This is a genomic window from Neobacillus sp. DY30, from assembly GCF_030123065.1.
Classification (GTDB): Bacteria; Bacillota; Bacilli; order Bacillales; family Cytobacillaceae; genus Neobacillus.
The window spans coordinates 5,769,829-5,785,995 of record NZ_CP126093.1 but is presented as its reverse complement, the minus strand read 5'-3'; the positions used below and the strand labels follow the sequence as shown (position 1 = coordinate 5,785,995).

Below are 16,167 nucleotides of genomic sequence, written 5' to 3'. Positions count from 1 at the left end.
CTGTCCGTTATCCATGGGGGCACTCGATTATGCTGTGGGAAGGGAGAGAAATCTTCTCTTTATTCCTTAGACGCTTGTCGTCAATAGCATGATGTGAGGCAAGGTTAAAGGCCTTATGGTAAATAAAAAAGTAATAATAATAAATATCTAATGAAAGGCCAGATGATGTTTCAACTGAGTTTCCATTAGATATTTATATTTTTTTGTCAAAAATTTTACTTTAATTAAATAAAGAAATAAAGGGGGAATGATTTAGGTGACGTATAAAAAAAGATTAACGACACTTGCTTTATTGGATTCCATTATTGTGTTAACAGCAATTTACATAAGCTATTGGACTATAGATCCTACGAAAATCACCTTTGATGTTCAAATGGTTACTGTTACTGCGATTACCCTACTAGTTTGCCATCATTTATTTGCTTCCTTTTATCATCTTTACAATAAGGCTTGGCAATATGCGAGTGTCGGTGAACTAATTGCAATCGTTAAAGCTGTTACCTTTTCGATTTTAGTAACTTCAGCGATGCAATTAATGGTTTTTAATCACACATATGTAAGAGCATTGATGATTACCTGGATGCTTCATGTGATATTAATCGGGGGTTCTAGGTTTTCGTGGAGGATGTTTCGAGACAACATCATGAATAAGCAAAAGGATATCAAAAAAACATTGATCATTGGTGCGGGTTCAGGTGGAACGATGGTAGCAAGACAGCTACTTACCAACCATGATATCGACCTCAAGCCTGTCGCATTTATTGATGATGACCCAAAGAAATTCAAACTTGATATCCTTGGAATACCGGTTGTAGGAAACTCAGATAGTATTGCACAAACGGTTGAAAAATATCAAATTGAAAATATTGTGATTGCGATTCCATCCTTGAAACAAAGTGAGTTACATCGTATTTTTGAGGAATGTTCAAAAACAAATGCAAAAACACAAATCATACCTAAGTTAGAGGATTTAATGACGGGTAAGATTTCAGTCAATCAATTCCGTGAAGTTCAGGTTGAGGATTTATTAGGTAGAGATCCCGTCGAGTTGGATATTGATAGTATTTCAGAATATGTATCTGGCAAGACGGTGTTAGTAACTGGCGCAGGTGGATCAATTGGATCTGAAATTTGCAGACAAATATGTAAGTTTAATCCTAGAAAAATTGTGTTGGTCGGCCATGGCGAAAACAGCATCTACCAAATTGATATGGAACTCAAAAAACAATATCAAGATAAAATTGAGATTGTTCCAGTGATTGGGGATATTCAGGATCGAGCAAGGATGTTTGATGTAATGGAGCAACATCGACCATTTGTAGTGTATCATGCGGCGGCACATAAGCATGTACCACTGATGGAATATAATCCTCGAGAAGCGGTTAAGAACAATGTGTTTGGTACAAAGAACGTAGCAGAAGCCGCAGATACTTTTGGTGTTAGTACATTTGTATTAATTTCTTCGGATAAAGCAGTTAATCCTCCGAACGTAATGGGAGCAACGAAACGTTTTGCAGAGATGATAATTCAAAGTTTAGCGGAACACAGCAATACCAAATTTGTAGCGGTTCGATTTGGAAATGTACTTGGTAGCCGTGGCAGTGTTATTCCATTGTTTAAAAAACAAATTCAAGCTGGCGGACCAGTTACGGTTACTCATCAGGATATGACACGATATTTCATGACCATACCTGAAGCTTCCCGTCTTGTAATTCAAGCTGGATCTTTGGCTCGCGGTGGTGAGGTGTTTGTTCTTGATATGGGTGAGCCTGTTAAGATTGTTGACTTAGCAAAAAATGTGATTAAGCTTTCTGGCTATAATATAGAAGAAATCGGGATACATTTTACAGGACTTCGACCTGGAGAGAAGATGTATGAAGAGTTACTGAATGAAAATGAGATGCATCCGGAAAGTATTTTTCCTAAAATTCATATTGGGAAGGCGAATGTACTTCAAGCAGAGGTGCTAGGTAAGTTAATAAGCGGTCTATTAGAAATGCCTGAAGTTGAAATGCATGATACGTTGATTGCTGTGGCTAATAATAAGTTTGATTGTTCTCCTATTTTGACTACGGCAGAATAGGGATAATTGTAATATTTTTAGTTTGATAATAAAGTTACTGAAGGTGGAATTTATATGAAAAAAGTACGGAAAGCGATCATTCCTGCTGCAGGATTGGGAACAAGATTCCTTCCTGCAACGAAAGCCCAACCAAAAGAAATGCTTCCTATCGTTGATAAGCCAACCATTCAATACATTGTTGAAGAAGCAGTTGCATCAGGAATTGAAGACATTATTATTGTGACTGGTAAAGGAAAACGTGCCATCGAGGACCATTTTGATTTTGCTTCAGAGCTTGAACAGAATCTGATGGAAAAAGGAAAGTTAGATTTGTTGGACAAAGTTCGTTACTCAACGAATCTTGCGGATATCCATTATATACGTCAAAAGGAACCAAAAGGGTTAGGCCATGCGGTTTGGTGTGCTAGAAACTTTATCGGTGATGAACCGTTTGCGGTCCTCTTGGGTGATGATATTGTTCAAAGTGAAACACCTTGCTTAAGACAATTAATGAATATATATGAAGAAACTCATTCTTCCATAATTGGAGTACAGATTGTTCCTGATAACGAGACTCATCGTTACGGAATTGTTGAACCATCACTTCAAGATGGCCGCAGATATCAGGTGGATAACTTTGTTGAAAAACCTGCGCCGGGAACTGTTCCTTCAAATCTTGCGATTATGGGAAGATACATTCTGACACCTGAAATTTTTATGTTCCTGGATAAACAACAGACTGGGGCTGGTGGTGAGATACAATTGACGGATGCAATTCAGAAGTTGAATCAGATTCAGAGAGTGTTTGCTTATGATTTTGAGGGTAAAAGGTATGATGTGGGAGAGAAAATTGGGTTTGTGAAGACAACGATTGAGTTTGCTTTGCATAATCCAGAGTTAAGAACGGAATTGCTTACTTATCTTGAGGAGCTTATGGATGATATTAAAGTGAAATAAGAATTTTACTTATATAAGCCCCTGTCAATGTCATGTCCTTATTAAAATAGGCAGGGGTTATTGTCCTTTAGGTTGGTTAATTAAGAGTTAGTTGGACAATAGAATATGAAGATTCCAATTAAGTCCTAAGTGACTAAAATTATTATACATTATTTAACTTAACATGGAAGGATGTCTTTGACAATGGGAGAGAGAATATTTCTCTCATCACCACATATGAGTGATGAAGGTTATGAAATGCAATATGTAAAGGAAGCTTTTGATACCAACTGGATTGCACCGCTTGGAGAAAATGTAAATCAGTTTGAACAGGAATTGGCGTCTAAAGTTGGTTCAAAATCTGCGGCAGCATTATCTTCCGGAACAGCTGCGATTCATTTAGCATTAAAAGCTGCAGGAGTTGGAAAAGGAGATATTGTCTTCTGTCCAACTCTAACATTCTCAGCTACTGCAAATCCAATTATTTATCAAAATGCTATTCCGGTTTTTATAGATAGTGATTATGAGACATGGAATATGTGTCCCAAAGCGTTAGAGGAAGCTTTTGAGAAATATCCAAATGTTAAAGCAGTGATTGTAGTTCACCTTTATGGATTATCTGCTGATATGGATAAAATAGTAGAAATTTGTAAAAAGTATAATGCTGTTTTAATAGAGGATGCTGCCGAGTCTTTAGGTACTTACTATAAAGGAAAACATACTGGTACTTTTGGTGATTTTGGGATTTTCTCTTTTAACGGGAATAAAATCATCACCACATCAGGTGGCGGTATGCTGGTTTCTGATAATGAAGAGAAAATTGAGAAAACAAGATTTTGGGCTACCCAATCTAGGGATGCTGCAAGACATTACCAACATAGCGAATTAGGATTCAATTACCGAATGAGTAATATTGTTGCTGGGATTGGAAGAGGGCAGCTTAAGGTGTTAGATAATAGAGTAAAGAAGAAGAATTATATTTTTGAATATTACAAAAGAGAACTAGGTGGACTTGAAGGTATTGAGTTTATGCCAAGTAATGAATGGAATGAACCTAATTATTGGTTGAGTTCAATGACTTTGAGTGGAAAAGTTAGACCATTAGACATTATGGAAGTTCTTGAAAAGGAAAATATCGAGTCAAGGCCTATTTGGAAGCCAATGCACAAGCAACCTTTTTTTAAGAAATATGATTTTGTCGGGACAAATGTTTCTGAAAATCTATTCGAGAATGGTGTTTGTTTGCCGTCTGATACAAAGATGACAGATAGTGATTTGGCGAGGGTTGTAGAGATTATTAAAGGATTGTGGTTAAAGTAATGACAAATTCTAAAAGTGGCATCTATAGAAGATTAGTAAAAAGGCCTATGGATTTCATATTATCTTTGATTGCTATTATAATTCTCAGTCCTGTTCTTTTGATAGTTGCTATTCTAGTAAGAGTTCAGCTTGGTAGCCCAGTGTTGTTTAAACAAAAAAGACCAGGATTAAATGAAAAAGTTTTTATGATGTTTAAATTTCGAACAATGACTGATAAGCGAGATAAAAACGGAGAGTTACTTCCAGATAGTGCGAGACTTACGAAATTTGGAAAAACACTACGTTCAACTTCCTTGGATGAACTTCCTGAACTTTTGAATATTTTAAAAGGTGATATGTCTATCATAGGACCGAGACCGTTATTGGTACAGTATTTACCTCTTTATAATCATCATCAAAAACGACGCCATGAAGTAAGGCCAGGTTTATCTGGTTTGGCGCAGGTAAACGGTAGGAATGCGATCAGTTGGGAAGATAAGTTTAACCTCGATGTAGAGTATGTAGACAATGTAAGTTTTATTAGTGATTGGAAAATTATTATTATGACAGTTAAAAAGGTTTTTGTAAGAGAAGGTATTAACTCAGAAACCGCAGCAACGATTGAACCTTTTAGAGGCAGTTCAAAGGAGTAATTAGAGATATGAGAGAAAAACTTATCATAATCGGTGCCAGCGGACATGGGAAGGTTATTGCTGACATCGCAATGAGGATGAATATATGGAAGATTATTGCATTTCTAGATGATAATGAAAGCATTAAATCAATTATGGGATTAGATGTTATTGGGTCCTCAGAGGATGTTTCTAAACATCTAGATTCCTGCGATATTATTGTGGGTATTGGCAATAATTCTATTAGGGAAAAGATACAATTGAGGCTTGAAACATTGGGAGCTAGTATTCCTGTGCTGGTACATCCAAAAACAGTTATTGGTGAACAAGTTAAGATAGGAAGTGGAACAGTAATCATGGCCGGTGCGGTTGTTAACTGTTGTACTACAATAGGAAGAGGATGCATTATTAATACGGGTACTACGATAGACCATGATAATATGATTGAGGATTTTGTTCATTTATCACCTGGTGTGCATTTAGCAGGGACGGTAAAAGTGGGAAAAGGGTCTTGGTTAGGCGTGGGTAGTTTAGTAAGTAATAATTTAAACATCACAAGTGATTGTAAAGTTGGAGCAGGTGCTGTCGTAGTCAAGGATTTAACGGAACCTGGAACCTATGTAGGAGTTCCGGTGAGGAGAGTATAAAGTATGAAGATATTAATTTTAGCTAATTTTGGTATGGGTTTATATAATTTTAGAAAGGAATTAATAGAAGAACTAATTAATAACAATAATGAAGTTTATATTTCATTACCTAATGATGAGTATGTACCGAAATTAAAAAGTTTGGGCTGTAAATTCATTGACACACCAGTAAGCAGGAGGGGGACAAACCCAATTACTGACTTTAAGTTGTTAATGAATTATAAAAGGATTATTAGTAGTATTAAGCCCAATGTGGTTTTAACATATACGATTAAACCTAATGTCTACGGTGGTTTGGCTTGTAGAATGAGTAATGTTACTTGCATAGCAAATATTACAGGGTTAGGAACTGCGGTTGAAAATGGCGGTTATTTACAAAAAATAACTATGCTTTTATACAGAATATCATTAAAAAAGGCAAAGTGTGTATTTTTTCAAAATAAAGAGAATGAAGAATTGTTTATTAAAAAGAAGATTGTTAATGGTAAACATAAAATAATACCCGGATCTGGTGTGAATCTTAACCATTATTCTTTATTGGATTATCCTTTGGAAAAATCTATTAATTTCTTATTTATATCTCGCGTAATGAAAGAAAAAGGTATTGATCAATACTTAGATGCGGCTACTTTCATTAAGAGAAAGTATCCAAATACAGTATTTAACATTGTAGGTTTTTGTGAGGATACATACGAAGAAAAACTGAAGGATATGCAAGACAAAGGCATTATCAAATATCATGGCAAGCAAAGTGATGTTAGGGAATTTCACAAAATCTCACATTGTACGATCCATCCTACGTATTATCCTGAAGGAATGTCAAATGTATTACTAGAAAGTGCTGCTTGTGGTAGACCAATTATAACTACAAATCGGAGCGGTTGTAGAGAAATTGTTGATGATGGGGTAAATGGGTACGTTATTAACCAAGAGGATAGTGAAGATTTAATTCAGAAAATAGAGAAATTCCTCCAATTAAGCTATGGATATAAAAAACAGATGGGGTTGGCAGGGAGAAAAAAAGTAGAGAAAGAGTTTGATAGAAAGATTGTAGTTGATAATTATCTTGAGCAGATAGAAAACATAGAGGTGACTGAGTTTGGATTATAGGAAAATTATTAAGAATAAAGAGATGAGATTTAAACTATTACATTATTTGCGGTTTATCCCAGATCCTTGGATGTTAAAGTTACAATATAAAATGAAAATGGGTAGGAAACTAAATATAAAAAATCCCCAACGTTGGACTGAAAAGCTTCAGTGGTACAAAATTTACTATAGGACACCTCTTATGACAAAATGCGCAGATAAATACGAGGTGCGTGATTATATAAAATCAAAAGGACTGGAAGGAATATTAAATAAGTTATATGCATCCTATAATAGTACTGATGAAATTAATTTAGACATATTGCCTCAAAAGTTTGTTATTAAAACTACAAATGGTAGTGGTACAAACATTTTGTGCAAGGATAAATCACAGTTGCAACTAGATATAGTGAAACATTCCCTAAATGACTGGATGGACCGAGATAATTTTTCGGTAGGCCGTGAGTGGTCTTATAAAGATATAGTACCAAAAATAATAGTTGAAGAATATTTAGAAGATGAAAGTAATTCTTTTGATGGAATTAATGATTATAAATTTATTTGTTTTAACGGAAAGGCAAAATACATTGTATTTGATGTTGATAGGCACATTGATCATAAAAGAAATATTTATGATACTGAGTGGAATTTTATTGACGTAAATACAGATTACCCTAACTTTGGTGACAGTGCCTCAAGACCGGATGGACTTGATGAAATGTTGAGAGTTGCTAATATACTTGCTGAAGATTTTCCTTTTGTTCGTGTAGATCTGTATTGGGTTAATGGTAAGGTTTATTTTGGGGAATTAACATTTTATCCATGGACTGGATATGTTCAGTTTGATCCCGATCAGTTTGATTTTATTTTAGGTGAGCAGTTTGGATTACCTGAAAAGAGAAGGTAATTACGGAGATTGTTATGTAATTGAGGATTATATCCACTATTTTCTTTTGAGACCATTGGATTTAAAAAAATTACTCTATAAGGTATTAGAGTTATGTAAACCTGTATATATCTATGGTACCAAGAACCCTTGAAAATGAAAAGTACATCGAATGGAACTCATATAAATTTACAGATAATAAAGTAAGGGTTGAATTAAGTGATATATTACTATTTAGTTGCATTCTTTGTTGGTTTAAGTCAACTAGAATCAAAAAAGTCAAGACGAAATAATTACTTTACAAATCTTGTAATAATAATGATTATCAGCCTTATGATAATTGTTGTACTCCTAATGCCATTGAGAATTGATATGGTACGTTATTTGGGAGTTTTCGAAGCTAGTAGTTCACTTTCCTGGTATGCTGCACTATCAAGTGTACGTTGGGAACCGGGGTTTGTGACCTATCAGTGGATGCTATCTAAAGTCAATACATCTAAGACATTCTTCATATTAATTACATCTATAATCATGTGGATAATTATAGTATCTGCATTGAAAAAAAATATATCATTTAAGTCATTGCCTTTGATACTGTTTGGATATATAAGTTTATTTCCAATTTATAATCTATTCTCAAATGTGTTACGTCAAGGTTTTGCAATATGCTTCTTGATGTTCATGATAGTTTATTTGGCAGACAATTACTATAAGAAAGCATTCATATTTTTTATTATAACATTATCATTTCATGTTTCTGCATCTATTGCAGGAATCTTGTTTATTGTTAAAAGGTTTAATATTTCAATAAAAAATCTTTGTATCGTTTTTGTAATTAGTTCCATATTATTAATCACTGGTATTAACCAAAAGCTAATGACAAATATTGCTGTTTTATTTGGTGGAAGATTAGGGGATTCTGTAATAAGCTATTCTTCTGAATCTGTTGTTTCTATATACGGGTCAGTTAATCGGATTGATTTTCTTATCTTTACTTCTATTTGGATTGTTTGGGGCTTGTACTTTCGTAATAGATTTTTAATGAATGATAAAATTTTTGAATGGCTATTAAAGGCTTATTTATCATTTAGTATTATTTACGTACTGTTTGGTTTCATTGGTTTTTCAGATAGGTTAGCTTCATATGCCTGGTTCCTAATTCCAATATTGTTATATTATCCTGCAATAAAAATGGAATCTCGATTCCAATTTATTTGGATTATTATTTGCATAATTATTAGCATTTTGTTGTTTGTGTATTTTGGAACTTACTCATTATATGAACCTCTCAAATTGCTTTATTGATTACTAAAGTTTAATACCTTTGTACTTTTGATTCCTGCTTTTGAGAAAACCAATAACAATTACCTAATTCCGACGGATGTACATGAATTTTATAAAAAGAAAATAAATTTATATTACGTTTTTAGAGATTTAGGGCAAATGAATACTATGAAATTATAAGGGGAGTAAAATAATGCTGTTTAGTATAGTAGTTCCAATGTATAATTCTGAAAAATATATTGGTAATTGTATTGAATCTGTATTAAAACAAACGGAAGGAGATTTCCAACTAATCATTGTAAATGATGGTTCTAATGATGATTGTGGTGATATAGCTGATAATTATGCCGCAACAGATAAAAGGATAATGGTAATACATCAAGAAAATTCAGGTTCTTTCCATGCAAGGATAAAAGGTGTTGATAATGCTTTAGGGGACTATGTGGTTTTTTTAGATGCTGATGATACATTAAAGGAATACACACTTGAACAATTAAAAAAACATATACTTATTGATGAACCAGATATTATTATTTATAGAGCTGAAAACTTTATTGAAAATGGCGGTGTTTTTCAAAGTGAAAAATTATTTAAAGATGGAACGATATTTGAAGATAGTAATAAAAAAATAGTATATGAAAAATTCATAACAGATTCTAGTCTAAATAATTTATGGACTAAAGCTATAAAAACTAAATGCTTTGATAATAATAAAGTTCGACACTATCCTCCAATTTCGATGGGAGATGATGTATTGTTTACTTTAGAACCTCTAACAAATGCAAAAAAGATAAAGTATATTGATGAAATTTTATATAATTATAGAATAATAAAGACTAGTATGACTAGGAAGTTTCAACCTAATGTTTATAATGGGTTTAAATTAATAACAATTGCAAAAAAGGGGTATCTTTCTAAGTGGGATATGAATACCGAAAAGTATATCAATGAACTATCTATAAGAACATTGAAAAATGTAAGTGGAATTGCTCTTTATTCCCAAGCAAACATAAGGGGACGAGAAAAAGAATTTGTCAATGTGCTCAAAGAAATACAATCAGATTCTTTCTTCTATGAAGCTTATAGTACTTCGTTTAGAAGTCTTTCATTACTAAGAAAACTCCCTATTTTTTTAATTATGAAAAACAAATTAAAATTATTAAGCTATTTAAAACTTATTGTTACAAAACTTCGGACAATTAAACAAGCAAATTAATAAAGTATAAAAATGCCAAAAGGTCTTGTATTCACCAAAACAACAAGTGATGTATATAAACATATCAATACTCTATTATCTTTTAGAGTAAGGTTTTGAACTATTTACAGATCAGAAGGAGTAAAAAATGAAGAAAATATATTTTAAAGGTTACTACGGATATAAGAACCTTGGTGATGACATCTTTGCTGTAACAGCAGAATGGATATGTAATAATTTATGGAATAATTGCACACCAATTATAATTGGAAAAGATTTACCGATTATTTCTAAAGGGACAAAAAGGATAGAGATAAAAAATGAACTTTTAAGAAGAGGCGTTGAACTTGTAGTATGCCTTTTTGTTCATAGGATAATTTACTTTGGTGGATCTCTTTTTTCTGGCGGAGGTTCAGGGTATAAAGATTTAAAATTTTATTTAAGAAAAATACCTTTTTTGTACAAAAAGACTGGTGCAATTGGTACTTCAATAGGACCATTTGATAGTAGAAATGATTATGATTTAACAAGAGACCTATTAAACAAGTTTAAATTTAACTCAGTAAGAGATTATTCTTCAGTACAAATTGCTGATGAAATGGAAGTTAAAAGCAGCTTTTGTTTTGATAATGCAATTTTAATTAAAGAGGTTTATCCAAAATTGAAGGATCAAAAGAGAAAGTCCGACAAAATAAAAATTGCAATTAGTTTATGCCGTTATGAAAGTTATAATGGAAAAGATTTAAAAAATGAACAATTACGTGAAGAGGCAATTAAACAATTTTTAAATGAGATTCTTAAAAAATATAATAATATTGAAGAATTTGTTTTTATTGTATTTAATGGAAGCTCTAAAATCGGTGATCTTAAAATAACAAAGCAGTTTAGCAATTATTTTAATAATAGGGTTAAAACAAGAATCGTTGATTATACAAATAACACCGAAGAAATGATTAATGAAATGAATAATTGTGATTTCGTATTTGGAGTCAGATTACATTCAGGTATATTGGCTTATGCGTTAGAGATACCGTTTATGCTTGTTGAATACCATCCTAAATGCACGGAATTTTTAAATACAATAAATCATAATTTTAGATTCAATATAAATAATACTTCTACAAATTTACAAAGTTTTGATATAATACAAAGCCAATATTCTATTCCAGATATAAAAAGTCCTGATGTATTTAAAGATATTATGATTTCAGAATTAAAGGATATTGAAAAATTAATTTGATTAAACGGTGGATGGTATGAGAAAAACTGCATTAGTGCTAATGATATTAGCAGTGATATCTAAATTTTTTGGATTTGGTAGAGAAATTGCATTATCATATTTTTATGGAACTTCAATGATTAGTGATGCATACTTAATCTCGTTAACCATTCCAGGGACCATTTTTGCATTTATAGGAGCTGGAATAGCAACAAGCTATATCCCTATGTATGTTGAAATAGAAAAACAAAAGGGAATTGCAGTAGCTAATCGATTTACTAGTAATATGATTAATTTAGTTATTCTGATTTGTGCTGTAATTATTTTCCTTACCTTAACCCAAACGGTAAATATTGTTAAAATATTTGCATCAGGTTTTGAGGGTGAAACATTAAAGTTAGCTGTAAAGTTTACAAGAATAAGTGTACTTGGCATATTTTTCTCAGGGATTGTCTTTATACTTACTAGATACTTACAAATTAAAGGTAAATTTAATATACCGGCGTTATTAGGTATACCTTTTAATTTTGCTATTGTGGCTTTTATAGTAATTAGCGGTACCTTGGGAGAACAATTTCTTCCAGTTGGAATAGTAATTGCTATGGCATTGGAATTACTATTATTGATTCCATTTGCCATTAAAAGTGGTTATAAACATAAATTTACTACATCGCTAAAAGATAAGTATTTAAAGAAAATGATAATTTTAGCTTTACCAGTTATCTTAGGAACATCTGTTAATCAAATTAATACACTTATTGATCGGACGATTGCTTCTCAATTAGAATTAGGTGGAATATCTGCCTTAAACTATGCCAATAGACTTAACTTTTTTATTCTGGGTATATTTGTTACTTCTATTACTACAGTAATGTATCCTATGATATCTAAAATGGCTGCAAATAAAAATATAAAAGGTCTAAAAGGAAAACTTACTGAATCTTTAACTGGGGTTAGCTTATTATTAATACCGGCTACTGTGGGAACATTAATCTTTGCTGAACCAATTGTACAACTACTTTTTGGAAGAGGGGCATTTGATTCAAAGGCAACATTAATGACATCTAATGTTTTATTTTTTTACTCACTAGGAATGATTGGTGTGGGCTTTAGAGAAATTTTATCTAATGCATTCTATTCATTGCAAGACACCAAAACGCCTATGATCAATGCAGTAATTGGAGTCATTTTGAATATTATTCTTAATATAATCCTATCAAAACATTTAGGTGTAGGTGGATTAGCTCTGGCTACTAGTATTTCTGCAATATTTACTGCTATATTATTGTTTATTTCACTACGTATTAAGATAGGCCCTCTAAAATTAAAAAATGTTAGTAAGTCAATTTTGAAAATAACATTTTCTTCTTTAATTATGGGATTAACCTCCAAATTATGTTTTGACTTGTTAATAATACTTGTTAGTCAAAACATTTCACTGTTTATTTCTATAGTAGTTGGTTCTATTTCATATTTGGTTATCATTCTTCTAATGAGAATAGATGATGTAAACATAATTATTAATGCCATAAAGGGTAAAATAAAAAAGAATAAAAAGGTTAATAGGTTGTAGTATACATGATAAATAGGAGTAAAGTATTAAATCAAACAGAAAAATATTTCATATAAAACCATAAAGGATGTATGTTAATGTATAAAATAGCGGTCGCAGGAACAGGCTATGTAGGTTTAGTTGCAGGCGTATGTTTTGCAGAAGTTGGTCATCAAGTAACCTGTGTTGATATTGATGAAAAAAAAGTAAATATAATGAAATCAGGCGTATCCCCAATATATGAAGATGGTTTAGAAGAGTTGATGCAGAAAAATTTCGCAGATGGAAGAATTGATTATACTACTGATTATAAGAATGCATATAAAAATGCAGATGCAATATTTATTGGAGTGGGTACTCCTGAACAGCCAGATGGATCCGCTAATCTTTCTTATATTGCAACTGTAGCAAGGCAAATTGCTGAATCAGTAGAAAAAGATTGCCTAGTCGTTGTAAAATCGACAGTTCCGATTGGAACGAATGATAAAGTAGAGCAATTTATTCAAGACTTTTTAATCAATGATGTGAAAGTAGAAGTGGCTTCAAACCCGGAATTCCTAGCACAAGGTTCAGCGGTAAAGGATACATTGCATGCTGATAGAATTATTATAGGTACAGAAAGTAAATGGGCGGAAAAATTATTAATGAATATTTATGAACCATTTCATTTGCCTATTGTTTCAGTCAATAGAAGATCAGCAGAAATGATTAAGTATGCTTCTAATGATTTCCTTGCTCTTAAGATTTCTTATATGAATGATATTGCAAATCTTTGTGAATTAGTCGGAGCGGATATCCAGGATGTTGCTCGCGGAATGAGTTTTGACGAACGTATCGGAAGTAAGTTCTTAAATGCTGGCATTGGTTATGGTGGTTCATGTTTCCCTAAGGATACAAAGGCACTAGAGTATATTGCTAGACAGCAAGGCTATGAACTTAAAACAGTTAAGGCTGCCATTGATGTGAATAAAGAACAAAAAACATTATTATACAAAAAAGCCAGTAAGCGACTTATCACCTTTAATGGTCTAAAAGTAGCAGTACTAGGATTAACATTCAAACCAGGTACTGACGATTTAAGAGAAGCAGCATCCCTTGAAAATGTACCATTATTATTAGAACAAGGTGCAGATATTTATGCCTATGATCCTGTCGGTGCAGCTAATTTTGCTAAAATGCATCCAGAAGGTAAAAATGGCAAAGGTAGTATCACATTTGTTTCTAATATAGAGCATGCTTTAGAAGGCGCAAATGTTTGCTTTATTTTCACTGAGTGGGGAGAAGTAAAAGCAGTGACTCCTGAAACATATAAGAAGTTGATGAGAACTCCTTTAGTTTACGATGGTAGAAATATATATCCTGTTGAAGAAATGCAAGAAGCTGGGGTAGAATATCATTCTATCGGAAGAAGACCTGCTACTAGAGAAGGTATGAAGGAGTTGAAGAACCTTGAATTACAAAACTCTTAATACTAGTAAAACATATCTTATAACGGGAGCAGCAGGTTTCATCGGATATTTCTTATCTAGAAAGCTATTGGAACAAGGATGTAGAGTTGTAGGAATTGATAATATTAATGATTATTATGATGTAAATCTCAAACATGCTCGTTTGGAGAATCTTGAACCTTATCAAAATTTCACTTTTATTAAGGGGGATATTTCGGATAAGGATGCGATTACAAATCTTTTTGAAGAATATAAGCCAAACGTTGTTGTCAATTTGGCGGCTCAGGCTGGTGTTAGGTACTCTATTGACAATCCAGATGTATATATTCAAAGCAATATTATTGGTTTTTATAACATTCTTGAAGCATGTAGATACTATCCTGTAGATCATCTCGTTTACGCTTCTTCTAGTTCGGTTTACGGTGCTAATAAAAAAGTTCCTTTTGAAGAAACAGATTTTGTGGATAATCCTGTATCACTATATGCATCAACAAAGAAGTCCAATGAATTAATGGCACATACTTATAGCCACTTATATAAGATTCCAGCCACAGGACTACGTTTTTTCACCGTTTATGGACCAATGGGACGTCCCGACATGGCCTATTTTGGATTTACTGATAAGTATTTCTCCGGAGAGCCAATTAAGATTTTCAACAACGGTGATTTTGAGAATGATCTTTATCGTGATTTTACTTATATAGATGACATTGTAGAAGGCATAGAGAGGCTTATTAGTAACCCTCCAACGGGAGATGTCGCTCATAAAGTCTTTAACATAGGAAATAACAGCCCAGAAAAACTAATGGTGTTTATCGGAACACTTGAGAAAGCTTTGAGTAAGGCTCTAGGTAAGGAAGTCCTTTTTGAGAAGGTATTTGAACCTATTAAGCCTGGTGATGTACCTGCTACCTTTGCTTCTACTGATTTGCTACAAAAGGCTGTTGGATTTAAGCCAGAGACATCGATAGAAGAAGGATTGCAAAAGTTTGCTGATTGGTATGTTGAGTACTATAAGAAGAAGTATATATTTGATCATATACTAACATGTTGAAGCCTCTAATTTAGGTGTATAAACAGGTAATAGTGCAGAATAACAAATTAAAAGAGCAGCCTGACATTAGTTAATCAGTCTGCTCTATTCTTAATTTTCCATTATACTTATACGGCGTATAGGTACATAGGCTATTCTGGCCAGCATATTAAATTATAGCAAATGAATCAATAAAGAATGTAATCTCTGGGGTAAAATACTATAAAACTTCAACGACTATTAGCAAAGAATACAATTGTTATTAATAATTAAAGGTTATTAGATTGAAGGCTTTAGGTGCCCAAAGTTTGATGGATTACATGTCCAAAATTATTCCGAAACAGAGAGAACCATGCTAATGCGCAAAATAAGCATTTAAAATTATGTAATGGCTATATTTAAAATACAACGTATTCTAGGGAGGACTAGAACTAGCAACGACAGTTCTAGGAAATTTGGGGTCAGACCCCCGCTCGGTTAAAGTTTTAACGTGGTAAAATTAGCATGGGAGACTTTTCAGTCATTAAAGTAAGAGCAGCAGCAAATGATGATTTTTGAGTTACTAATGAAAACAATAATTCAAGAAAAAGACATTATCGAAAGTGCCAATTCTGCAGAGAAAAGGTTGCGGTTGAACATCGGTTTGATAAAGATACATGGCATGGTTTTCCTAGTGAGTATTTTGGTGTTGTATATTAAAGTTATAAATCTTCCTGACCAATTCAGGGGGATTTTTTCTTTTTTGTCCGATCATATTTTATTTTATTCATTTATATAACTGTTAAAAAGCGTCTTGTTTTCCCATAATTCCCCTCAAACCCTTGCTCCATGTACCTCCTAAAAGTGTTGATATATCAATAGTTTCAGAGATTTTAGAGTGTATAA

Annotated in this window: 13 protein-coding genes; all 13 read left to right on the top strand. The window is 32.7% G+C overall.

From position 1 onward, the window contains the following. The first annotated feature begins 256 nt into the window (after positions 1-256). The 13 genes from QNH29_RS28540 (at position 257) to QNH29_RS28480 (ending at position 15,303) form a co-directional block, all read left to right on the top strand. Complete coding sequence (locus tag QNH29_RS28540) at positions 257-2,083, top strand: polysaccharide biosynthesis protein (RefSeq protein ID WP_283862604.1); 1,827 nt, start codon at positions 257-259, stop codon at positions 2,081-2,083. A 54-nt stretch (positions 2,084-2,137) separates the two neighbouring features. Next, on the top strand, positions 2,138-3,019 hold the full coding sequence (gene galU, locus QNH29_RS28535; protein WP_283862603.1) for a UTP--glucose-1-phosphate uridylyltransferase GalU: 882 nt from the start codon (positions 2,138-2,140) through the stop codon (positions 3,017-3,019). 183 nt (positions 3,020-3,202) lie between these two features. Further along, positions 3,203-4,318: a DegT/DnrJ/EryC1/StrS family aminotransferase gene (locus QNH29_RS28530; protein WP_283862602.1), complete on the top strand. Its 1,116-nt coding sequence runs from the start codon at positions 3,203-3,205 to the stop codon at positions 4,316-4,318. Beyond that, positions 4,318-4,950, top strand: coding sequence for a sugar transferase (locus QNH29_RS28525; protein WP_283862601.1), 633 nt, complete (start codon positions 4,318-4,320; stop codon positions 4,948-4,950). Before QNH29_RS28530 ends, QNH29_RS28525 begins: the two co-directional genes overlap by 1 nt. An 8-nt stretch (positions 4,951-4,958) precedes the next feature. Continuing rightward, positions 4,959-5,576: an acetyltransferase gene (locus QNH29_RS28520; protein WP_283862600.1), complete on the top strand. Its 618-nt coding sequence runs from the start codon at positions 4,959-4,961 to the stop codon at positions 5,574-5,576. 3 nt (positions 5,577-5,579) lie between these two features. After that, positions 5,580-6,686: a glycosyltransferase family 4 protein gene (locus tag QNH29_RS28515; RefSeq protein WP_283862599.1), complete on the top strand. Its 1,107-nt coding sequence runs from the start codon at positions 5,580-5,582 to the stop codon at positions 6,684-6,686. Then, positions 6,676-7,572, top strand: a complete 897-nt coding sequence (locus tag QNH29_RS28510) for an ATP-grasp fold amidoligase family protein (protein WP_283862598.1) — start codon at positions 6,676-6,678, stop codon at positions 7,570-7,572. Before QNH29_RS28515 ends, QNH29_RS28510 begins: the two co-directional genes overlap by 11 nt. Positions 7,573-7,869: 297 nt before the next feature. Further along, on the top strand, positions 7,870-8,856 hold the full coding sequence (locus tag QNH29_RS28505; protein ID WP_283862597.1) for an EpsG family protein: 987 nt from the start codon (positions 7,870-7,872) through the stop codon (positions 8,854-8,856). Positions 8,857-9,028: 172 nt separating this feature from the next. Beyond that, a complete protein-coding gene (locus tag QNH29_RS28500; protein WP_283862596.1) occupies positions 9,029-10,051 on the top strand; it encodes a glycosyltransferase family 2 protein in 1,023 nt (340 codons plus the stop codon). Between the two features lie 127 nt (positions 10,052-10,178). Then, positions 10,179-11,270, top strand: a complete 1,092-nt coding sequence (locus tag QNH29_RS28495; protein WP_283862595.1) for a polysaccharide pyruvyl transferase family protein — start codon at positions 10,179-10,181, stop codon at positions 11,268-11,270. A 16-nt stretch (positions 11,271-11,286) separates the two neighbouring features. Further along, positions 11,287-12,822 carry a murein biosynthesis integral membrane protein MurJ gene (gene murJ / locus QNH29_RS28490; RefSeq protein ID WP_283862594.1) on the top strand — a complete coding sequence of 512 codons (1,536 nt, stop codon included), beginning with the start codon at positions 11,287-11,289 and terminating at the stop codon, positions 12,820-12,822. A gap of 77 nt (positions 12,823-12,899) precedes the next feature. Then, positions 12,900-14,270, top strand: a complete 1,371-nt coding sequence (locus tag QNH29_RS28485; protein WP_283862593.1) for a UDP-glucose dehydrogenase family protein — start codon at positions 12,900-12,902, stop codon at positions 14,268-14,270. Continuing rightward, a complete protein-coding gene (locus tag QNH29_RS28480; protein WP_283862592.1) occupies positions 14,251-15,303 on the top strand; it encodes an SDR family NAD(P)-dependent oxidoreductase in 1,053 nt (350 codons plus the stop codon). Before QNH29_RS28485 ends, QNH29_RS28480 begins: the two co-directional genes overlap by 20 nt. Positions 15,304-16,167: the final 864 nt, after the last annotated feature.